The sequence below is a fragment of the Nonomuraea muscovyensis genome (assembly GCF_014207745.1).
In the GTDB taxonomy this organism is placed as follows: Bacteria; Actinomycetota; Actinomycetes; order Streptosporangiales; family Streptosporangiaceae; genus Nonomuraea; species Nonomuraea muscovyensis.
This window is the reverse complement of record NZ_JACHJB010000001.1, coordinates 443,662-463,096: the sequence shown is the minus strand read 5'-3', so window position 1 is coordinate 463,096 and position 19,435 is coordinate 443,662. Positions and strand designations below refer to the sequence as shown.

At 72.8% G+C, this 19,435-nt stretch carries 23 protein-coding genes; 18 read left to right on the top strand and 5 right to left on the bottom strand.

From position 1 onward, the window contains the following. Positions 1-6: 6 nt before the first annotated feature. Together FHU36_RS02220 and FHU36_RS02215 are read right to left on the bottom strand one after the other, a co-directional pair. Positions 7-477, bottom strand: coding sequence for an ABA4-like family protein (locus FHU36_RS02220; RefSeq protein WP_185082135.1), 471 nt, complete (start codon positions 475-477; stop codon positions 7-9). Further along, complete coding sequence (locus tag FHU36_RS02215; RefSeq protein ID WP_185082134.1) at positions 474-1,472, bottom strand: hypothetical protein; 999 nt, start codon at positions 1,470-1,472, stop codon at positions 474-476. The genes FHU36_RS02220 and FHU36_RS02215 overlap by 4 nt, the downstream gene beginning before the upstream one ends. Positions 1,473-1,609: 137 nt before the next feature. On the opposite strand from FHU36_RS02215, the gene FHU36_RS02210 reads away from it, so the two are divergent. After that, on the top strand, positions 1,610-2,317 hold the full coding sequence (locus FHU36_RS02210) for a MerR family transcriptional regulator (RefSeq protein WP_185082133.1): 708 nt from the start codon (positions 1,610-1,612) through the stop codon (positions 2,315-2,317). Positions 2,318-2,383: 66 nt separating this feature from the next. Here FHU36_RS02210 and FHU36_RS02205 read toward each other — a convergent pair whose 3' ends face one another. Further along, a complete protein-coding gene (locus tag FHU36_RS02205) occupies positions 2,384-3,013 on the bottom strand; it encodes a TIGR03085 family metal-binding protein (RefSeq protein ID WP_312891395.1) in 630 nt (209 codons plus the stop codon). Positions 3,014-3,130: 117 nt separating this feature from the next. Between FHU36_RS02205 and FHU36_RS02200 the strand changes: the two genes are divergently transcribed. Together FHU36_RS02200 and FHU36_RS02195 are read left to right on the top strand one after the other, a co-directional pair. Further along, on the top strand, positions 3,131-4,933 hold the full coding sequence (locus FHU36_RS02200) for an ABC transporter ATP-binding protein (RefSeq protein ID WP_246502125.1): 1,803 nt from the start codon (positions 3,131-3,133) through the stop codon (positions 4,931-4,933). Next, positions 4,930-6,717, top strand: coding sequence for an ABC transporter ATP-binding protein (locus FHU36_RS02195; RefSeq protein WP_312891394.1), 1,788 nt, complete (start codon positions 4,930-4,932; stop codon positions 6,715-6,717). The genes FHU36_RS02200 and FHU36_RS02195 overlap by 4 nt, the downstream gene beginning before the upstream one ends. 58 nt (positions 6,718-6,775) lie before the next feature. Here the strand turns inward: FHU36_RS02195 and FHU36_RS02190 are convergent, their stop codons facing one another. Together FHU36_RS02190 and FHU36_RS02185 are read right to left on the bottom strand one after the other, a co-directional pair. Then, positions 6,776-7,165 carry an ATP-binding protein gene (locus FHU36_RS02190; protein WP_185082130.1) on the bottom strand — a complete coding sequence of 130 codons (390 nt, stop codon included), beginning with the start codon at positions 7,163-7,165 and terminating at the stop codon, positions 6,776-6,778. Next, positions 7,158-7,994 (bottom strand): MEDS and STAS domain-containing protein, encoded by an 837-nt coding sequence (locus FHU36_RS02185; RefSeq protein WP_185082129.1) that lies wholly within the window; start codon positions 7,992-7,994, stop codon positions 7,158-7,160. The genes FHU36_RS02190 and FHU36_RS02185 overlap by 8 nt, the downstream gene beginning before the upstream one ends. Positions 7,995-8,163: 169 nt before the next feature. Between FHU36_RS02185 and FHU36_RS02180 the strand changes: the two genes are divergently transcribed. From FHU36_RS02180 to FHU36_RS02110, 15 genes are all read left to right on the top strand, one after another. Continuing rightward, positions 8,164-8,499, top strand: coding sequence for an STAS domain-containing protein (locus FHU36_RS02180; RefSeq protein ID WP_185082128.1), 336 nt, complete (start codon positions 8,164-8,166; stop codon positions 8,497-8,499). A 71-nt stretch (positions 8,500-8,570) separates the two neighbouring features. Next, positions 8,571-8,921: a phosphoribosyl-AMP cyclohydrolase gene (gene hisI / locus FHU36_RS02175; protein ID WP_185082127.1), complete on the top strand. Its 351-nt coding sequence runs from the start codon at positions 8,571-8,573 to the stop codon at positions 8,919-8,921. Further along, the gene (locus tag FHU36_RS02170; RefSeq protein WP_185082126.1) at positions 8,918-9,592 is read left to right on the top strand and encodes a Trp biosynthesis-associated membrane protein; all 675 of its coding nucleotides are present in this window, start codon (positions 8,918-8,920) and stop codon (positions 9,590-9,592) included. Before hisI ends, FHU36_RS02170 begins: the two co-directional genes overlap by 4 nt. Positions 9,593-9,706: 114 nt before the next feature. Continuing rightward, positions 9,707-10,333, top strand: coding sequence for a DUF4190 domain-containing protein (locus FHU36_RS02165; RefSeq protein ID WP_185082125.1), 627 nt, complete (start codon positions 9,707-9,709; stop codon positions 10,331-10,333). Between the two features lie 143 nt (positions 10,334-10,476). Then, positions 10,477-11,001: a CD225/dispanin family protein gene (locus FHU36_RS02160; protein ID WP_185082124.1), complete on the top strand. Its 525-nt coding sequence runs from the start codon at positions 10,477-10,479 to the stop codon at positions 10,999-11,001. Positions 11,002-11,014: 13 nt separating this feature from the next. Further along, entirely contained in the window at positions 11,015-11,461 is a 447-nt protein-coding gene (locus FHU36_RS02155) for a DUF2752 domain-containing protein (RefSeq protein ID WP_185082123.1), read from the top strand. 119 nt (positions 11,462-11,580) lie between these two features. Next, positions 11,581-12,426: an indole-3-glycerol phosphate synthase TrpC gene (gene trpC / locus FHU36_RS02150; protein WP_185082122.1), complete on the top strand. Its 846-nt coding sequence runs from the start codon at positions 11,581-11,583 to the stop codon at positions 12,424-12,426. 14 nt (positions 12,427-12,440) lie between these two features. Further along, complete coding sequence (gene trpB / locus FHU36_RS02145; RefSeq protein WP_185084558.1) at positions 12,441-13,664, top strand: tryptophan synthase subunit beta; 1,224 nt, start codon at positions 12,441-12,443, stop codon at positions 13,662-13,664. 210 nt (positions 13,665-13,874) lie between these two features. Beyond that, positions 13,875-14,675 (top strand): tryptophan synthase subunit alpha, encoded by an 801-nt coding sequence (gene trpA / locus FHU36_RS02140; protein WP_185082121.1) that lies wholly within the window; start codon positions 13,875-13,877, stop codon positions 14,673-14,675. Between the two features lie 181 nt (positions 14,676-14,856). Continuing rightward, positions 14,857-15,342 (top strand): MauE/DoxX family redox-associated membrane protein, encoded by a 486-nt coding sequence (locus tag FHU36_RS02135; protein WP_185082120.1) that lies wholly within the window; start codon positions 14,857-14,859, stop codon positions 15,340-15,342. Further along, positions 15,339-16,091 carry a DsbA family protein gene (locus FHU36_RS02130; protein WP_185082119.1) on the top strand — a complete coding sequence of 251 codons (753 nt, stop codon included), beginning with the start codon at positions 15,339-15,341 and terminating at the stop codon, positions 16,089-16,091. The genes FHU36_RS02135 and FHU36_RS02130 overlap by 4 nt, the downstream gene beginning before the upstream one ends. Before the next feature lie 26 nt (positions 16,092-16,117). Next, the gene (gene lgt / locus FHU36_RS02125; RefSeq protein WP_185082118.1) at positions 16,118-17,263 is read left to right on the top strand and encodes a prolipoprotein diacylglyceryl transferase; all 1,146 of its coding nucleotides are present in this window, start codon (positions 16,118-16,120) and stop codon (positions 17,261-17,263) included. Beyond that, positions 17,260-17,964 carry a VIT1/CCC1 transporter family protein gene (locus tag FHU36_RS02120; RefSeq protein ID WP_185082117.1) on the top strand — a complete coding sequence of 235 codons (705 nt, stop codon included), beginning with the start codon at positions 17,260-17,262 and terminating at the stop codon, positions 17,962-17,964. The genes lgt and FHU36_RS02120 overlap by 4 nt, the downstream gene beginning before the upstream one ends. Beyond that, on the top strand, positions 17,961-18,797 hold the full coding sequence (locus FHU36_RS02115; protein WP_185082116.1) for a hypothetical protein: 837 nt from the start codon (positions 17,961-17,963) through the stop codon (positions 18,795-18,797). Before FHU36_RS02120 ends, FHU36_RS02115 begins: the two co-directional genes overlap by 4 nt. Next, on the top strand, positions 18,797-19,390 hold the full coding sequence (locus FHU36_RS02110; RefSeq protein ID WP_185082115.1) for a hypothetical protein: 594 nt from the start codon (positions 18,797-18,799) through the stop codon (positions 19,388-19,390). Before FHU36_RS02115 ends, FHU36_RS02110 begins: the two co-directional genes overlap by 1 nt. The last annotated feature ends 45 nt before the right edge of the window (positions 19,391-19,435 follow it).

The following is a 19,435-nucleotide window of genomic DNA, read 5'->3' as shown; positions in this document are numbered from 1 at the left end:
TCTTTTCTATGCCATGGTACGGGCTTGAACCGCGCTTGACTCGGGAGACGCGCCCGGTTTCTCCGGGTATGGCAGGCGGGCGAGGAGGTAGATCGGCAGCCCGATTGGCGAGAGCAGGATCGTCAGCACCATGATCGGGGCCATGAGCAGGGGGTGGACGCCGCGCCGCCTGCTGTCGAGGTACATCCACCGGCCGAGGAACAGGTCCCAGGCGATGATCTGCGCCCAGAACGCGGCCAGCGCCGCCGGGCTCGCGACCAGCGTCTGGAGTCCGGCCAGGGAGGGTCTGGTGACCACCGGCCAGAAGTCGGCGATCAACGGGACCAGCAGGACGAGGTTGACGGCCAGGGTGGGCAGCACGATGAGCGGGGAGGCGGCCACCCTGCGGGTGACGGACCGGGTGGGGGTGAGGATCATCAGCGCCCAGAACGGGGCGGCGAGGTAGAAGCTCAGGTCGAACAGGGTCTCGGTGCTCATCGCGCGGCCCCCACGGTCGCACCCGGCCCGTTGACCCCCGACACTCCCACGCCCGTCATGCCTGCGCCCGTCATGCCCGTGCCCGCGTCCGCGCCTGTCGCGTACGTGCTCGGCGCGTCGCCGGCCGGTGCGCCAGGGGCCGGCGAGCCGCCGCGGAGGGCGAGTGCCGCTCCGGCGAGCCCGGCCAGGAGGAGGGCGCCGGCGGCGGCGAGGGTGACGCCGTCGGGGTGGATCAGCGGCTGGCCGCGCAGGGCCTGCCAGACGGTCAGCGCGAACACGCCCGCGTACATGCCGCCCGCCGTGAGGGTCAGGCCCAGCCGTACGGACTCGGGGGCGAGGACGGGCAGGCGGCGGGACAGGGCCGTGAGGGCGAGCGGCAGCAGGGGGAGCAGCTGCAAGGCGTGCATGCCGACGAAGTGCCCCACCCGCAGGTCGCCGCCGGCGGTGCTCCAGCCCAGCAGGGGCAGACCCGGGCCGCCGTCGGGCAGGCCCACGGTGTGGGCGCCGATGACGCCGCCGGCGACGCTCTGGCCGGGGCGAGGCCCGAGCATGAGGCCGCCGCTGGCGAGGCCGAGCGAGGAGATGACCAGGCCGATCCGCACGCCCCAGGTGGTGGGCCGGTCGGCCTGGCGGTCGAGCAGCACGGCGACCGCGGCGACGAGGTTCGCCAGCATGAGAGCCATGATCATCAGGCCCATCGCGCCGAAGAGGGCGGCGTCCAGCGGGCTGGAGGCGTTGAAGTGGCTGCGGTGCCCGCGCGCCGCCTGGAAGACGATGACGGCGACCTCGGTCACCCCCGCGACCGCGAGGACGGTGCCGGCCCACCGGCCCCAGCGGCGCTCCTCGCGTTGCAGGGAGAGCAGCCAGGCCCAGGTGAAGGAGTAGACGGCGACGGAGATCGCGAACTTCAGCGGCTTGGCCCACAGGGGCATGCCGTCGAGGGTGCGCTGGTCCACGGCGAACGTGACGATCAGCGCCATTGCGAGGAGCGTCATGATCCCCGTCGCGAGCATTAACGGTCGGTGCCAGCGAAGCACGGGTCCCTCCGGATCGGATAGTGGATAGTGTCACTTCTCACTATCTATAGCTAAACTCTCCACTGTCCACAAGAGGAGGAGACGAGAACGTGCGGATGGCGGACCTGACGAGGGAGACGGGCGTCCCGGTCCCGACGATCAAGTACTACCTGCGGGAGGGGCTGCTGCCTCCCGGCCGGCCCATAGGCCGCAACCAGGCCGAATACAGTCAGGCACACGTCCGCAGGCTCAGGCTCGTCCGCGCGCTCGTCGCGTACGGCGGCCTCAGCATCGCCGTCATCCGCGACCTGGTCCGGCACCTGGACGACCCGGATGTCAGCGGCGGCGACCTGCTGGGGGCCGCCCAGCTCACGGTCACCGCGCGGCACGACCCGCCACCGGGTCCCGGCAGGGACAGGGCCGAGCGGATCATCGACGACTTCATGGCCCGCCACGGGTGGCACGACCTCGAACGGCATCCGTCGCGGCAGACCATGATCGGGCTGGTGACGAGCCTAACGGAGCTGGGCCGCGAGGACATGCTGGACGTACTGGACGACTACGCCGTGGCGGCCGAACAGATCGCCGAGGCCGACCTGCGGATCGTCGGCGAGCTGCGCGACCGCGAACGGGTGCTGGAGATCGTGGTGCTCGGCACCCAGCTCGGCGACACGATCATCACCTCGCTGCGCAGGCTGGCCCAGGCGCACGTCGCCCAACGCATCCACGGACCGTCGCCGAGCGGGCAGTCGCCGAGCGGGTCGTCCCCCAGCGGACCGGCCCCGTGTGGGCCGTTCCCGAGCGCGGGGACCTGGTCCGGTTGACCGTCCTGCCCCGCCTGCCGCGCCCGCGTCCCGCGCCGTCCGATCACGGCCGGGCCGGCGGGCCGGTCAGAGGCCCAGCCGGGCGCCTCTGAGACGCTCGATCGCGTCAGGGTCGCCCCTCAGCTCCACCCTGGCGTGCGACTGCCGCCCGAAGCAGAACAGCAGCAGCTCGCCCGCCTTCCCGGTGACCTCCACCTTCGGCCCGATCTGCGGCCCGCCGAGCGCCACGCCGCCGCCCAGCCGGTGCAGCACCACGCCCACCGGCGACCGCCGCAGCATCAGCCGCCCCCCGGCCGACACCCGCTTCCACATGAGCCGTTCGAAGTCCTCCAGCAGCTCGCGCGGCTCCCAGGAGGGCTGCGCGCGGCGCACGTCCTCGTGGTGCACGAACAGCTCCAGCGTGTTGACCGCCTCGTCCAGGAACGGCAGCAGCCCGTACACCCCGCCCGGCTTGCGGACGAGGCCGACCAGTTCGGGATACGGGTGGCGGGCCTTCAGCCCCTCCTGCACCGAGGTGGTGTGCCGGGCCAGCGGCCTGAGCGCGATGCCCGGCAGCGCGTCGGGCCGGCGCTCACGCAACACCAGGTGGGCGGCCAGGTCGTACGTCGTCCACCCCGCGCACAGGGTCGGGGCGTCGGGGCCGAGCCGGTCGAACAGATCACAGAGGGCGGATCGTTCGCCACGAGCGTGAGTCACGTCCACCACCCTACCCAGGGGAATAACGTGATGATCGACCGTGATTGGCTCATAGGAGTAATTCATCCGCTAGGGAAGGACGTCCAGCGAGTGGCGAGCAAGGTCACCTCGGCCGTCATGCGTCAGGGGCTCCGCGTTCTCGGAGTCGCCATTCGCGCGGAGAAGGCGGTGTTCACGTCGGCCGTCCTGGCCAGCGCGGTCTACGGCGGCATGACCGTCGGATCGGCATGGGCCATCGGCTGGGCCACCGAGAACGTCGTGCTGCCCGCCTTCCGCCAGGGCGACGTCAGCGCGGGCGCGCTGCGGACGGCCGTCCTGTTCATCGTGGGTGCCGCGCTGCTGAAGGCCGTCGGCGTCGCCGGGCGGCGCATCCTCGCCGGTCTCATGCAATATCGCATGCAGGCCCGTTCGCGGCGTGACGTCACCAAGCAGTACCTCCGGCTCCCGCTCGCCTGGCACCACCGCCACCCGACCGGGCAACTGCTGTCCAACGCCAGCTCCGACGCCGAGGCCGCCTGGGCGCCGCTCGCGCCCCTGCCGATGGCTGTCGGCGTGGTCGTCATGCTGGTGACTGCGGCCGTCGCGATGCTCGTCACCGACCCCGTGCTGGCCCTGGTCGGATTCCTGATCTTCCCGGCCATCGCCGTGCTCAACCTGGTCTACCAGCGCAGGCTCAGCCCGCTCGCCACCCGCGCCCAGCAGTTGCGGGCCGAGGTCAGCGAGATCGCGCACGAGAGCTTCGACGGCGCGCTCGTCGTCAAGACCCTCGGCCGCGAGGCGCTGGAGGCCGAGCGGTTCCAGCGCCGCGCCCACGAGCTGCGTGACGCCAACATCGCCGTCGGCCGGGTGCGCGGCCTGTTCGACCCGATGCTGGAGGCGCTGCCCACCCTCGGCGTTCTCGCCGTGCTGGCCGTCGGCTCGGTGCGCCTGACGTCCGGCTCCATCGACGCCGGCGAGCTGGTGCAGGTGGCCTACCTGTTCACGCTGCTCGCCTTCCCCATCCGGGCGCTCGGCTGGGTGCTGGCCGAACTTCCGCGCAGCGTCGTGGGCTGGGAGCGGGTACGCGCAGTGCTGGAGGCCGAGGGCTCCATGGAGTACGGCGGGACCCGCGTCCCCGACACCACCGCGCCCGCCCGGCTCGAGGTGGAGGGCGTGTCCTACTCCTACGGCTCCGGCGACGTGCTGCACGAGGTGGGCTTCGACGTGCCGGCGGGCCGCACGGTCGCCCTGGTCGGGCCGACCGGCTCCGGCAAGTCCACGCTCGTTCAGCTCCTCGCCCGGCTCGTCGACCCCGACTCCGGCCGGGTCCTCCTCGACGGGGTGGACCTGCGCGAGCTCCCGTACGGCGGCGTGGCCGAGTCGGTCGCGCTGGTGCCACAGCAGACGTTCCTGTTCGACGACACCGTGCGCGGCAACATCGCGCTCGGCCTGGAGACGGGCGACGAGGACGTGTGGGCGGCGCTGCGGCTCGCGCAGGCCGACGGGTTCGTCGCGAGGCTCCCCGACGGCCTCGCCACCCGTGTCGGCGAGCGCGGCGCGACCCTGTCGGGCGGTCAGCGCCAGCGCCTCGCGCTGGCCCGCGCGGTCGTGCGCCGGCCGCGCCTGCTCGTTCTCGACGACGCCACCTCCAGCGTGGACCCGCAGGTCGAGGCCAGGATCCTGCACGGCCTGCGCGACGCGGCCCAGGCGTCGACCGTGGTGGTCGTCGCCTACCGGCTGGCCACGATCGCCCTCGCCGACGAGGTCGTCTACCTCGAACGCGGCCGGATCGAGGACCACGGCACGCACGCGGAGCTGCTGGAGCGCTGCCCCGGCTACCGCAACCTGGTCACCGCCTACGAGCGCGAGGAGGCCGAGCGGGCCGCCCTCGCCGCCGAAGCGGAACAAGACGCCGAAGAGGAAGAAGGGGTCAGCGCGTGAGCGTCATCTCGGGCGGCATCGGCCGCAACGCCGAACGGTCGGCCCTGGCCACCGTCCGGCACGGCCTGTCGCTCACGCCGGAGTTCCGCAAGGGTCTCGCCGGCACGCTCGCGCTGGCCGTCGTCGCCACGACCGGAAAGATCATCGTGCCGATCGCGGTGCAGCAGACCATCGACACCGGTCTGGGGGGCGGCGGCGCCGACGTCTCGTACATCACCACGGCCGTCCTGGTGTGCGCGGCTGCGGTGGTGCTGACGGCGATCGCCGGCTACGTCATGAACGTCCGCCTCTACAAGGCGACCGAGTCGTCCCTCGCCTCGCTGCGCGTGCGCGGCTTCCGCCACGTGCACGACCTGTCGGTGCTCACCCAGAACACCGAACGGCGCGGCGCCCTGGTCTCGCGCGTCACCAACGACGTCGACCAGATCAGCACGTTCATGCAGTGGGGCGGGCTGATGATCATCGTGGCCGCCGGCCAGCTCCTCGTGGCCAGCGTTCTCATGCTCGTCTACTCCTGGCAGCTCACGCTGCTGGTGTGGGCGTGCTTCCTGCCGCTCATGGTCGCGCTGCCGCGCTTCCAGCGCTGGCTGTCGCGGGCCTACACGCGGGTGCGCGAGCGCACCGGCGACATGCTGTCGGCCGTCAGCGAGTCGGTCGTGGGCGCGACCGTCATCCGGGCGTACGCCTCCGAGCGGCGCACCGCCGAGCGCGTCGACGCCGCCGTGGACGCCAACAAGGCGGCCCAGGTCCGGGCGCAGACCATCGTGGGGTTCGTCTTCCCGCTCACCGAGATCGTGGCCGCGGTCGCCATCTCCGGCATCGTGCTGCTGGGCGTGCGGCTGGGCCTGTCGGGCGACATCAGCGAAGGCCGCCTCGTGGCGTTCCTCTTCCTCGTCACGCTGTTCGTCTCGCCGCTGCAGACCGCCACCGAGGTGCTGAACGAGGCCCAGAACGCCGTCGCCGGCTGGCGGCGCATCCTCGGCGTCCTCGACACCCCGCCCGACGTGGCCGACCCCGGCCCCGACGGTGTGGAGCTGCCACGCGGCCCGATCTCCGTGGCGTTCGAGAACGTCCACTTCGCCTACCCTGGCGGCGCGCCCGTGCTGCGCGAGGTGTCCCTGGAGATCCCGCCGCGCTCGCGCGTCGCGATCGTGGGGGAGACCGGGTCCGGCAAGACGACGTTCGCCAAGCTGCTCACCCGGCTCATGGACCCCGCCTCGGGCCGGGTCACCGTCGACGGGCACGACCTGCGCCAGGTGCGCTTCTCCTCGCTGCGCGAACGCATCGTGATGGTGCCGCAGGACGGCTTCCTGTTCGACGGCACGCTGGAGGAGAACATCCGGTACGGCCGGCCGGCCGCCACCCGCGAGGAGATCGCGCTCGCGATGACCGAGCTGGGCCTGGCCGACTGGGTGGAGGGCCTGCCCGCCGGGCTCGACACGCCGGTGGGGCAGCGCGGCGAGTCGCTGTCGGCGGGGGAGCGGCAGCTCGTCGCGCTGGCCCGCGCCTACCTGGCCGACCCGGACCTGCTGCTGCTCGACGAGGCGACCTCCGCCGTCGACCCGGCCACGGAGGTCCGGCTCGCGCGGGCCCTGGAGGGCGTCACGCGCGGACGCACCGCCGTCTCCATCGCCCACCGGCTGTCCACGGCGGAGAACTCCGACGAGGTGCTGGTGTTCGACGGCGGACGGCTCGTCCAGCGCGGGCCGCACGCGGAGCTCGTGCGGCAGCCGGGCGTCTACGCCGACCTGCACGCCTCCTGGGTGTCGGCCGCCCGCTCCTGACGCCGCCCCCGGCACGCCTTCCGGCCGCCCGGCCGCCCGCTCCCGGCCGCCGGGGCTCTCAGCGCGTGCCGGCCGAGAACGTCACGCTGGTGCCGCCGGGCGTCGAGACGATCGTCACGTGGTCGCACAGCATGCGGGTCAGCCACAGCCCCCTGCCGCCCGGGTCGTACCGCGACGGCGTCCGCGCCGACCCCATCCACCCCGGCGGCAGCCCCGGCCCCTCGTCGGTGACCTCGCACCACAGCCGGCCGTCGCGCGCCCACAGCCGCAGCCGCCCCCGGCCGCCACCGTGCAGCACCGCGTTCGTGGTGATCTCGTTGACGGCCAGCACGAAGTCCTCCAGCCTCCGCCCGGTCAGCCCCATGCCCGCCGCGTACGTCGTGACGGCCCTGCGCAGGACGGTGATGCGGCCCCGCGCGAAGTCGGCGACGAGCGCCCGCCTACACATCGCCGGCCCGGTGGACGGTCAGCCACTCGTCCGCCCGCACCAGGCGCAGCACCCGGGCGACCGCGTCGTCGCAGACCACGATGGTGCGTCGCTCCCTGCGGGCCACGGCGGTCGCCGTGAGCAGCGCGGCCGACCCGGCGTCGATGAACCCGAGCCCCCGCGCGTCGATGACGACCTCGGCGCCCTCCTGCTCCAGCGGCGCCAGCACCGAGGCGAACGCCTGCCGGTTGGTCAGGTCGATGGCGCCCGACAGCCGCAGCCCGGGCGGCGCGCACGTGGTGGCGAACCGCAGCGGCGCCTGCTCCGGCGTGATCGGGTGGACGGCGGCCGCCCGCTCCAGCGCCTCACGGGAGAAGCGGCCCCGGTCGTACTGGCAGACCGCGGCCAGCCACCGCTCGCCGAACAGGGTGTTCGCGGCCGCCTCGAACGCGGTGTGGGCCGCCGCGTCGTGCGCCCCCCACGCCGCGTCCACCAGCGCGTAGACCCCGTGGTGCCCTTCCTGGCGGGCCTCCTCGCCCGCCGCGCACAGCGACCTCAGCACCCGGGCCGCGTCGAGCCGCCCGCCGCTGAGGTGCGTGTCGGCGCTCGCCATGATCGTGACCCGCCCCGCCGCCTCCGCCGCCGCGAACCCCGGCACCAGCGGTGCCAGCCACCCCCGCGTCGCCTCCGGCGTGTCGGTGTGCGTGACGATCAGGACCTTGGCCCGGCGGCGCAGCCCGTTCAGCGTGAACGCGCGGGCGGCGGCCATCCGCTCGTCGTCGCCACGGAACGGCAGGCAGACGTGATCGCCCAGATCCGGATCGAGCAGCGGCCCGGCGATGTGAACCACGATGACCCTCCATGGACCCTCCACGCCGTCTGTCGCGTAGAAGGTACTCTGCGGGACGCCGTCACGTAACGCGTTCTCTGCAAAACTCACGGTGACATCGGTCCGGCCGGTGTACCTTTTCGGTCGGGGCCGACGCGGGCCATGACGGGGCGGGCCGTGAGGAGCGGGCGTGGACGTGCTGGAGATGACGCGACGCAGGCACGGGGAGATGGTCGTCGTCAGCATCGCGGGCGAGGTCGACGCCGACAACGCGGCCAAGGTGCGCCGGTGCCTGGGCGAGGCCGCGGCGACGCGCGGCTCCCGGCTCGTCGTCGACCTGAGCGACCTGAGGTTCATCGACACGACGGGGCTCGGCGTGCTGGTGCGGCTGCGGGCCGAGCTGAGCGAGCGGGAGGGCACCATGGCCCTCGTCGCCCCCGACGGGCAGGTGCTCAGGCGGCTGCGCAGGACCAATCTGGCGCCGCTGTTCCCGATCTACGACACGCTCTCCCAGGCGCTCGCCTGATCCGCCGCGGCTCGAGGCGACCGGCGGCGTCCGGTGTGGGAGGCGGCCGGTGAGGCTGGTTGAATGGCGGCATGCCCCTGGATTCCAAGATCGCCTCGCGGCTGAAGCGCAACGGCGACGGGCTGGTGCCCGCGATCGTCCAGCAACACGACACGGGCGAGGTCCTCATGCTCGCCTGGATGGACGACGAGGCCCTGCATCGCACCCTCACCACCGGCCGGGCGACCTACTGGTCGCGCAGCCGGGGCGAATACTGGGTCAAGGGCGACACGTCCGGTCATGTGCAGCACGTCCGGGCCGTCGCGCTCGACTGCGACGGCGACACGGTGCTGCTCAAGGTCGACCAGGTGGGCGCTGCCTGCCACACCGGTGACCGCACCTGCTTCGACGCCGCCCCGCTGGAGGTGTCGGTCGCGCCATGACCCCGCCCGACAGGCCCACCGCCCCTCCTGCGGGCGTCCCCGCTCCGGGAGCGGCGGGGCCCGGCGGGGGCGCGGCTGAGCGTGCCGGGCAGCGGCGGCGGTCCGGGAGCGGGCGGGAGCTCGGCGCGTGGGTCCTGGTCACCGCGCTCGGGTGCGTCCTCGTGTTGTTCGCGACGACCCGGCCCTGGGTGTCCGGCGTGCGCGGAGCGGGAGCGCACGGTGGCGCGCCGGCCACGCCCACCGGGGGAGACCTCGGCCCCGCCCTGGTCCCGGTGGCGCTCGCCGGGCTGGCCGGCGTGGTGGCGGCGCTGGCCGCCAAGGGCGTCGCCCGGCGGGTGATCGGCGCGCTGGTGGCGTTGTGCGGCTTCGTGGCGGGGTTCGCCACCTGGCTGGCGGCCGGCGGCCAGACGGTGCTGGGCTGGCTGCGCGAGCACAACGTGCTCCAGGCGGCCGACGCCCTGCAGTGGGACACCGTGGCGCTGTGGCCGGCCCTGTCCGGGCTCGGCGCGGCCCTGACGGCCGCCGGCGGGGTGGTCGCGGTCGTGCGCGGCGGCCGGTGGGCGGGCATGTCCGACCGCTACGAGCGCGACCCCGCGCGGCGGCCCTCCCCGGACGCCGGCGACCGCGCGCTGTGGGACGCCCTCGACCGGGGGGACGACCCGACCTCCTGACCGCCCGCCCCGGAGGTCACGAAAGGCCGACGGTCTGTCACGAACCCGGACCGGCCGGGCGTCAGATCAATAAGCTGGCCACGTCACACGCCAGACCACGGAGGAGCCGAAGGCATGACGTACGGGGACCAGGGCGGCAGCGGGGGCTACGGCGCGCAGCCGCCCGGCGGCGGTTACGGTCAGCAACCGCCGAGCGGCGGTGGCTACGGCCAGGGCGGCTACGGCCAGGGTGGCTACGGTCAGCAGCCGCCGAGCGGCGGCGGCTACGGCCAGCAGCCGCCCAGCGGCGGCGGCTACGGCGGTCAGCCGGCCAGCGGTGGCTACGGGCAGCAGCAGCCGCAGGGTTACGGCCAGCAGGGCTACGGCCAGCAGGGCTACGGGTCCGGCGGATACAGCCAGCCGAACCCCGACTACGGGCCGGGTTACGGGCAGCAGGGCTATGCCGGATACGGACAGCCGCAACCCCCGAGGACGACCAACGGCATGGCGGTGACGTCGCTGGTCCTGGGCATCGTCGGGCTGGTCTTCTGCGGTCTCACGAGCATCCCCGGCGCCATCGTCGGCCACATCGCGCTCAACCGGATCAAGAAGACGGGCGAGGAGGGCCACGGCATGGCGATGGGCGGCCTGGTCACCTCCTACATCACGATCGTGTTGTGGCTGGTCCTCTGGGTGATCTTCGGTGGCATGTGGCTCGCTCTGTTCGGCCTCACCGCCGCCGCGACGACGCCGACGTACTGACGCGCCACCGCCGAGTATGCAGACCGTTGCAGTCCGATCACGAAATGTCCTTAGATTGGATGTTCGTCCATGTCGCCAAAGGTTTGTCGCTAGGCTGCCGCGCGCAACTCGCCAGACAATGAGGACATGAGGAGTCAACGAGCATGAGCTACGGAAACCAGGGTGACGGAGGTTACGGCGCCCAGCCGCCCGGCGGCGGTTACGGTCAGCAGCCGCCGAGCGGTGGTGGTTACGGTCAGCAGCCCCCGAGTGGCGGCGGCGGTTACGGCCAGCAGCCCCCGAGTGGCGGCGGCTACGGCCAGGGTGGTTACGGCCAGCAGCCGCCGAGTGGCGGCGGTTATGGTCAGCAGCCGCCGAGTGGCGGCGGCTACGGACAGCCGGGCGGCTACGGCGCCCCGCAGACCCCGCCGGACAACCACCTGGTCGCGGCCATCCTGACCACGCTGTTCTGCTGTCTCCCCCTGGGCATCGTGTCGATCGTCAAGTCGTCGCAGGTCAACCAGAAGTGGCAGATGGGCGACTATCAGGGCGCGGTGCAGGCCTCCGAGGAGGCCAAGACCTGGTGGAAGCGTTCGCTGATCGCGGGTGCCATCTGGTGGGTGGTGGTCATCGTCGGCTACATCCTGCTGTTCGTGATCATCGCGGCGAACACGCCGAGCTACTACTGACGGGGCAGGCCTGATGGGCATCGCCAACATCGAGCGGCGCGGCACCGGACGTTTGCGGTCGGTGCTGGCGCCGCTCGGCGTCGCGGCGGGCACCGGCGCCGTGCTGGCGTTCGTCGGCGCCGTCGACCCCAACGAGCCCGGCCACTACCCGGCGTGCCCCTTCCTGTGGGCCACCCGTAAGATCGGCCTGCCACTCTACTGCCCCGGCTGCGGGACGCTGCGCACCATCCACGCGCTGGCGCATCTCGACCCGATGGCCGCGCTCGGCCTCAACCCACTGGCCGTGGCGATGGTCCCCTTCCTGGTGTTCTGGTGGGGCCGCTGGCTGGTGCGCGCCTGGCAGGGCAGGCCCAGGAGGACCACGCTGGCGCATCCGGCCTGGTTGTGGGCGTTCCTCGGCGTCGTACTGGTCTACTGGGTGGTGCGCAATCTTCCGTTCGGGGCTTTTCTGGCGCCGTAGCAGGGGGCCTGTGGCCGGGCGAGGCCGGTGGGGCCGATACCATCGCAGGACAGGCCGGGAGCGGACGCGACGCGAACTCTCAGCCATCCCCTACTGCCGACCGGAGGGATCCCAAGCGCGTGAGTGAGCGTACCGAAGGACCGAGTGTCCTCGACGACATCCTCGACGGGGTGCGCGCCGACCTCGCTGCACGTCAGCAGGCCGTCTCGCTCGACGAGCTCAAGCGGCGGGCCGAGCGGGCTCCCGGCCCCCGAGACGCGCTGGCCGCGCTCGGCGGCGACAGGGTCTCGGTGATCGCCGAGGTCAAGCGGTCCAGCCCGTCCAAGGGCGCGCTCGCCGCGATCGCCGACCCCGCCGCGCTGGCCGCATCCTACGAAGAGGGCGGCGCCCACGTCATCAGCGTGCTGACCGAGCGGCGCAAGTTCGGTGGCAGCCTCGACGACCTCGCCGCGGTCCGCGCGCGGGTCGACATCCCGATCCTGCGCAAGGACTTCATCCTCACCTCCTACCAGCTGTGGGAGGCCAGGGCCCACGGCGCCGACCTCGCGCTGCTCATGGTCGTCTGCCTGGAGCAGGAGGCGCTGGTGTCGCTGATCGAGCGGGCCGAGTCGATCGGGCTCACCCCGCTGGTCGAGGTGCACACCGAGGACGAGCTCGACCGCGCCGTGGCGGCCGGTGCCCGCGTCATCGGGGTCAACGCGCGTAACCTGAAGACACTCGAGGTCGACCGCGACGTCTTCGCCAAGATCGCGCCTAAGATCCCGGACAATGTCATCAAGATCGCGGAGTCGGGTGTCCGTGGGCCGCACGACCTGCTCGCCTACGCCCGGTGCGGCGCGGACGCCGTGCTGGTGGGCGAGAGCCTGGTCACCGGCAAGGACCCGCGCAAGGCGGTGGAGGCGCTGGTGACGGCCGGCGCCCACCCGGCGACGCGCCCCGACCACGGAGCAGAGGGACAGCAGTGACACACGACGGCTCCATCCTCACCGCCGCCGACCTGGCGGGCAACGGCCCCCACGGCGACGATCCCGACCTGCGCGGCAAGTTCGGCGTCTTCGGCGGGCGCTACGTGCCCGAGGCACTCATCCCGGCGCTCGACGAGGTCGCCAAGGTCTACGAGCAGGCCCGCAACGACGTGCAGTTCCTGCGCGAGTTCGACCACCTGCTGCGCACGTACGCGGGGCGGCCGACCACGCTGACCGACGTGCCGCGCTTCAGCGAGCAGGCCGGCGGCGCGCGGGTCGTGCTCAAGCGCGAGGACCTCACCCACACCGGCGCCCACAAGATCAACAACGTGATCGGGCAGGCGCTGCTCACCAAGCGGCTGGGCAAGAAGCGGGTCATCGCCGAGACCGGCGCCGGCCAGCACGGTGTGGCCACCGCCACCGCCGCCGCCCTGCTCGGCCTGGAGTGCGTCATCTACATGGGCGCCGTCGACTGCGAGCGGCAGGCGCTCAACGTCGCCAGGATGAAGCTGCTCGGCGCCACCGTGGTCCCGGTGCACAACGGCTCCAAGACCCTCAAGGACGCCATCAACGAGGCCTTCCGCGACTGGGTCACCAACGTCGACAGCACCCACTACCTGTTCGGCACCGTCGCCGGGCCGCACCCGTTCCCCGAGATCGTCCGCGACTTCGCGCGGATCATCGGCGTCGAGGCGCGCCGCCAGATGCTGGAGCTGACCGGCCGGCTGCCCGACGCCGTGTGCGCGGCGGTCGGCGGCGGCAGCAACGCGATCGGCATCTTCCACGCGTTCATCGACGACGCGAACGTCCAGCTCCACGGCTACGAGGCGGGCGGCCACGGCCTGGCGAGCGGTGAGCACGCGCTCACGCTCACCGCCGGCTCGGTCGGCGTGCTGCACGGCGCGCGCACGTACGTGCTGCAGGACGACGAGGGCCAGACGATCGAGTCCCACTCGATCTCGGCCGGGCTCGACTACCCCGGGGTGGGCCCCGAGCACGCCTGGCTCAAGGACAGCGGGCGCGCCACCTACCACGGCGTCACCGACGACCAGGCGATGGCCGCGTTCTCGCTGCTGGCCAGGACCGAGGGCATCATCCCGGCCATCGAGTCGTCCCACGCCCTCGCCGGCGCGCTGGAGCTGGGCCGCGAGCTCGGCCCCGAGGCGACCATCCTGGTCAACCTCTCCGGGCGCGGTGACAAGGACATGGGCACGGCGATGAAGTACTTCAACCTCTAGCGCCTCGGCCGCGACGCGCGGCGGCCGCCGTACGGCGCCGGGCGGGCCCCGGCGACGACACCGGCAACGCCACCGGGGCCGTCACCGGCCGCGACGCCGGTGACGGTCCGGGGGCGACACCGGTGGCGCCGCCGGCCGCGGCACGGCGGCCGATGGCACCATGGAGCGCGACGGCGGCGTAGCGGCCTCGACCACTGAGAACGGACGATCATGACAACTCTTCAGACGGTGTTCGCCAAGGCGAAGGCGGACAACCGCGCGGCGCTCGTCGGCTACCTCCCCGCGGGCTTCCCGTCGAAGGACGGCGCCATCGCCGCCGCCGCCGCCCTGGTCGAGGCCGGCTGCGACGTGATCGAGATCGGCCTGCCCTACTCCGACCCGCTCATGGACGGCCCGACCATCCAGGACGCGGTGCACCGCTCGCTGACCAACGGCACCCGCATCGCCGACGTCATGCGCACGGTCGAGGGCGTGGCGGCCACGGGCGCGGCGACGCTCGTCATGACCTACTGGAACCCGATCGACCGCTACGGCGCCGACCGCTTCGCGCGCGACCTGGCCGACGCGGGCGGCGTCGGCACCATCACGCCCGACCTCACCCCCGAGGAGGCGGGTCCCTGGCGCGAGGCGTCGGCCGCCGCGGGCATCGACACGGTCTTCCTGGTGGCCCCCAGCTCTACCGAGGAGCGCATCCAGGCCGTCGTGGAGTGCTGCACCGGGTTCGTCTACGCGGCGTCCCTGATGGGCGTCACGGGCGCCCGGGAGAGCGTCAACGTGGCCGCCGGTGACCTCGTCAAGCGCACCCGGGCGCACACCGACCTGCCGGTGTGCGTGGGCCTGGGCGTCGGCACCGGCAAGCAGGCGGCCGAGGTGGCCGCGTACGCCGACGGCGTCATCGTCGGCTCGGCGTTCATCCGCCGCATGCTCGACGCGCCCGACGAGCAGGCCGGTCGCGCCTCGATCGGGGAGCTGGCCCGTGAGATGGCTCAGGGCGTCCGCACCCGCGCCTGAGCGCCTGCCCCGGTCTGCCCTGTTTCCGGCCTCCGGCCTGGCGATTTCCCCCTTAGCTGACGCTTATTCGGCCCGTGATCGGATGTTCTGCGGATACTGTGCCGTCCGGGTGCCGAGGACAAGGAGTTGAGCCGTGGCAGCTTTCGCTGCGTCACCCAGTGCCAGTTGGACGATACCCTGGGTGACGACGGTCGCCCGGTTGGTCCTGGGCGGGGTGCTGCTCGCAGCCGGTGGGCTGAAGGTGGACAAACCGTGGGATTCGGTCGTGGCGGTCAAGGCGTACCAGTTGCTGCCCGAGGGCCTCGCCACGACGGTGGGCTACGCCCTGCCGATGCTGGAGATCGTGCTCGGCGTGCTGCTGGTGCTCGGCCTGATGACCAGGGTGGCCGGGGTCGTCGCGACGCTGCTCATGCTCGCGTTCGTCCTCGGCATCGCCTGGGCGTGGGCCAACGGGCTGCGGATCGACTGCGGCTGCTTCGGTGGCGGCGGCGAGCTGGGGGCCGGGCAGGAGCCGACCTATCTGCTCGACATCGTGCGCGACTTCGGCCTCGTGCTGGCGGGTGTCTGGGCGGTGCGGTTCCCGCCGGGGCGCTTCGCGCTCGACTCGGCCCTCGGCCTGACCGGCGCGGCCAGACGACACGACGACGAGGAGGAGACAGGCTCATGAGCAAGGGCGAGCGCCAGAAGACGGCCCGCGAGCGGATCAAGGAGCAGCAGGCGGCCGACCGGACACGCGAGAAGCGCAAGCGCGTCGTCACCTACGTGACCGCGGGCGTGGTCGCGGTGGCGGCCGTCGGCGCCGGTTGGCTGTGGTCGTTCAGCCAGTCGCAGTCGGAGGAGGCGGCCGGCGCGCTGGCCCCGATCACCGTGGATCCCGACGGTTCGGTCGTGATGGCCAAGCAGGGCGTGACCAAGCCCGTCATCGACATCTACGAAGACTTCCAGTGCCCCGCGTGCAAGCAACTGGAGGCCGTCAGCGGCCAGACGTTCAGAAACCTCGCCGCCGAGGGCAAGGCCAAGGTCGTCTTCCACCCGATCACGATCTTCAGCCAGGAGCCCACGCGCGGCAACTCCGTCCGCGCGGGCGCCGCCGCGCGCTGCGTGGCCGACGGCAAGCAGTGGGCGGCCTACCACGACCTGCTCTTCGAGAACCAGCCGAGCGAGGCCGCCGAGGGCTTCAAGATCGACGATCTGGTGGCCTGGGGGAAGGAGGCGGGGGTGACCTCGCCCGAGTTCGAGAGCTGCGTCAGGGACCAGAAGTACGCCAACGCCCAGATCTCCTTCAGCGACAAGACCGGCAAGGAGGCGAAGATCGAGGGCACGCCCACCGTCAAGCTTGACGGCATCAACATGGACAACCAGGTCATCTTCGCGCCGCAGGAGTTGCGCGAACAGGTCACGGGGGCGGCCAAGTAGCCCTGCGTCCGCTACCCTCACCTGACATGCCCCTTGCCTCGATTCCCAGCCCCGCCGAGGGGGTCTGGTATCTCGGGTTCATCCCGATCCGGGCCTACGCCCTGTGCATCGTCCTCGGTGTCATCGTCGCCGTCTGGCTGAGCGAGCGCCGTTGGCGCGCCCGAGGCGGCCAGAGCGGCACGATCATCGACATCGCGGTCCCCGCGGTGATCTTCGGACTGATCGGTGGCCGCCTCTACCACGTCATCACCGACTGGCAGACCTACTTCGGCGAGCGTGCGATCAAGGAGCCCTACCAGGCGCTGTTCATCTGGGAGGGCGGGCTCGGCATCTGGGGGGCCGTCGCCCTGGGCGGGGTGGGCGTGTGGCTCGCCTGCCGCCGACGCGGCCTGTCGCTGGGCGCCATGGCCGACACGGTCGCGCCCGGCATCGCCTTCGCCCAGGCCATCGGCCGCTGGGGCAACTGGTTCAACCAGGAGCTGTACGGCGGCCCGACCACGCTCCCGTGGGGCCTGGAGATCGACGCGCGGCACGGCGGGGAGCCGGGCGTCCTCTACCACCCGACCTTCCTGTACGAGTCGATCTGGAACGTGGCGCTCGGCTTCGCGCTGCTCCTGGTCGGCAAGCGGTTCACGCTGCGGCACGGCCGGCTGTTCGCCCTCTACGTCGCCGGCTACACGCTGGGCCGGTTCTGGATCGAGGGGCTCCGGATCGACCCGGTCGGCGGCGTCGACCATGCGGTGACGTTCCTCGGGCTGCGGCTCAACCAGTGGACGTCGATCGTCGTGTTCGCCGGTGCGCTGGTCTACCTCTGGGCGACGCGCAACAAGGACACCGTGGAGATCGTGGTCCCCGCCACGGCGCAGGGCGACGGCGGGCAGGCGGCCGATCCGGCCCACCCTGCCGACCAGGCCGACCAGGCCGACCGGGCCGACGAGGACGAGGTGGGCCGGTCGGCGGGCTCGTCCGGCGACTCGGACGACTCCTCGGGCGCCTCCTCGGGCACTGATCACCCCGAGGGTGCGGATAGCGTGGAAGGTCCGAAGAGCCCCGAGAGCCCGAAGGGCGCCGCCGGCGCGGACGACCCCGACATTGCCGGCAGTGACGACGACGCCGAGGCGCCGCCGGCGACCGACAGGCTCGCCGTGCCGGAGGAGAAGAACGCGCGATGAGCGGGCGCGCGGAGCAGCACCACCAGCACCGTGACGTCACCGGCGGCTGGCTGCGGCCGTCGGTGTTCGGCGCGATGGACGGGCTGGTGTCCAACTTCGCGCTCATCGCCGGTGTCGCCGGCGGCACCTCCGACACCAAGATCATCCTGCTCGCGGGCGGCGCCGGACTGGCGGCGGGCGCGTTCTCCATGGCCGGCGGCGAGTACGTCTCCGTGGCCAGCCAGCGCGAGCTGGCCCTGGCCGAGATCGCCATCGAGCGGCGCGAGCTGCAGCGTCACCCTGAGGAGGAGCAGGCCGAGCTGGCCCAGGCCCTCGTCGACCAGGGGGCCGCCCCCGACACCGCCGCCCAGGTGGCCGCCCAGATCTCCAGCAACCCCGAACGCGCGCTGCGCGTGCACACCCAGACCGAGTTCGGCGTCGATCCCACCGCCCTGCCCTCGCCCAGGCTGGCCGCCGTCTCGTCGTTCCTGTCGTTCGCCGTGGGGGCGATCCTGCCGCTCGTGCCCTACCTGCTCGGCGTGGCCGACCTGTGGGTGTCGGCGGTGGTGTCGTGCGTCGCGCTGTTCGGCGCGGGTGCGCTGGTCTCCACGGTGACGGCCCGTAGCTGGTGGTACTCCGGCCTGCGCCAGCTCCTCGTCGGCGCGCTGGCGGCCGGGCTCACGTTCGCGCTCGGCAACCTGATCGGGGCGGCGGGCCTGTGACCGGCACCGGACAGCCCCCCACCCGGACGGCCTCGCGCAAGCGACGCAGGACGCCACGCTCCGACTGGCAGTTCCCCCTGCTCACCGACTGGGGGCTCAGACCGGAGCAGCAGCGGCTGCTCGTCATCATCGCCTCGGTCCTCGGCGTCGTCGCCGGAGCCTGCGGGCTGGCCGCCGTCCTCCTCTCGGTCGGCGGCGACTACGTCTCCGAACGCCGGGCCAGCGCCGCCGTGGGCGCCGGCGGCACCGGGATCCCCGCCTCCTACCAGGGCTGGGCCGCGTCCAAGCTGTTCGACCCGATCGCCGACCGGGCCAAGGACGCCAAGCCGCTCACCGAGAAGGAGGTCTTCGCGACCAGGACGCTGGCGGGCGAGAAGAAGTTCAGGCTGAAAGTAGCCGCCAAGCAGCTCGACGCCGACTGCGCGGCGGCCCTGTGGGGCGAGGCCCTCCTGCAGCTCGTCGCCGACGCCGAATGCAGCCAGGCCGCCCGCGGCCTCTACACCACCGCAGACGGCCGTTACGTCGGCCAGTACACCCTGCTCAACCTGCGCGACGCCCAGGCCGCCGCCGAGCTCGTCGAGGAGCTGAAGACCGGCTACCGGGGCGGCTGGACCCGGCCCCTGACCACGCCGGGCGCCGCCTTCCCGGCCGACGGGCACACCGAGGCGGCCGGCTACGCGCTCGGCCACTACGTCGGGCTCGTCTGGTACGGCAGGGCCGACGGCGCCCAGCCGTCCGCCCGCGACGACTTCGTCTCCCTGGCGATCACGCTGAGGGGCGCCGAGAAGGCCGTCTACCGGCGCGTCGTCACGATCACCGGACCGGCGTCCTGATGGCGCGCCGGCTCACCGTCCCGCTGGCGGCCGTCGCCGGGCTCGCGGTTCTGGCCGCCGGTGCCTGGCTGTGGCTCGGCCGCGGCGAACCCCGTCCTGCCGCCTTCAGCGGCGAGCCCACCTCGGCCCTGTACGCGCTGATCGACTCCCGGCAGGCCGACGCGGCGCCGCTACGGCTGGACGAGGTCTTCACCCCCGCCACCCGGACCCTCGGCACGCTCAGCCGCGCCTCGGCCGAGCAGCTCGACGACTGCGACGACGCCCTGTGGGGCGCCTCCGCGACGGGCTGCACCCAGGCGCTGCGCGCCACGTACACGAGCGCGTCGGGCGATGCCGGGCAGTTCGTCATCTTCAACCTCCCGGACGGGCGCGCGGCCGACGCGCTGGTGGCCGCGCTCGCCAAGGACGGCTTCGTCCGGCAGGCGGTCCCGTTCGAGGCGTCCCGCAGCCGGGCGGCGGCGCGGGCGCTGGGCCACTACGTCACGGTCGCCTGGGCGGGCGCGAGCGGCCCCGGCGCCGACCCGGTCAAGACCCTCGTCGCCCTCGACGGCCTCGGCCATGTCGTCCAGTCCCGGGTCCTGGCAGCCACCTGACCCCCTGGAGGCCCGGTCCGAGCGCCGGCCCCAGCACAAGACCCT

What these genes read in the sequence shown, in the direction of transcription:
- FHU36_RS02215 (WP_185082134.1), bottom strand. Translation starts at nt 1,472, where the DNA reads ATGACGCTCCTCGCAATGGCGCTGATCGTCACGTTCGCCGTGGACCAG.
- FHU36_RS02155 (WP_185082123.1), top strand. Translation starts at nt 11,015, where the DNA reads ATGGGCATCGCCAACATCGAGCGGCGCGGCACCGGACGTTTGCGGTCG.
- hisI (WP_185082127.1), top strand. Translation starts at nt 8,571, where the DNA reads ATGCCCCTGGATTCCAAGATCGCCTCGCGGCTGAAGCGCAACGGCGAC.
- FHU36_RS02200 (WP_246502125.1), top strand. Translation starts at nt 3,131, where the DNA reads ATGCGTCAGGGGCTCCGCGTTCTCGGAGTCGCCATTCGCGCGGAGAAG.
- FHU36_RS02210 (WP_185082133.1), top strand. Translation starts at nt 1,610, where the DNA reads ATGGCGGACCTGACGAGGGAGACGGGCGTCCCGGTCCCGACGATCAAG.
- FHU36_RS02160 (WP_185082124.1), top strand. Translation starts at nt 10,477, where the DNA reads ATGAGCTACGGAAACCAGGGTGACGGAGGTTACGGCGCCCAGCCGCCC.
- FHU36_RS02220 (WP_185082135.1), bottom strand. Translation starts at nt 477, where the DNA reads ATGAGCACCGAGACCCTGTTCGACCTGAGCTTCTACCTCGCCGCCCCG.
- FHU36_RS02170 (WP_185082126.1), top strand. Translation starts at nt 8,918, where the DNA reads ATGACCCCGCCCGACAGGCCCACCGCCCCTCCTGCGGGCGTCCCCGCT.
- FHU36_RS02110 (WP_185082115.1), top strand. Translation starts at nt 18,797, where the DNA reads ATGGCGCGCCGGCTCACCGTCCCGCTGGCGGCCGTCGCCGGGCTCGCG.
- FHU36_RS02120 (WP_185082117.1), top strand. Translation starts at nt 17,260, where the DNA reads ATGAGCGGGCGCGCGGAGCAGCACCACCAGCACCGTGACGTCACCGGC.
- FHU36_RS02165 (WP_185082125.1), top strand. Translation starts at nt 9,707, where the DNA reads ATGACGTACGGGGACCAGGGCGGCAGCGGGGGCTACGGCGCGCAGCCG.
- FHU36_RS02130 (WP_185082119.1), top strand. Translation starts at nt 15,339, where the DNA reads ATGAGCAAGGGCGAGCGCCAGAAGACGGCCCGCGAGCGGATCAAGGAG.
- FHU36_RS02190 (WP_185082130.1), bottom strand. Translation starts at nt 7,165, where the DNA reads ATGTGTAGGCGGGCGCTCGTCGCCGACTTCGCGCGGGGCCGCATCACC.
- lgt (WP_185082118.1), top strand. Translation starts at nt 16,118, where the DNA reads ATGCCCCTTGCCTCGATTCCCAGCCCCGCCGAGGGGGTCTGGTATCTC.
- trpA (WP_185082121.1), top strand. Translation starts at nt 13,875, where the DNA reads ATGACAACTCTTCAGACGGTGTTCGCCAAGGCGAAGGCGGACAACCGC.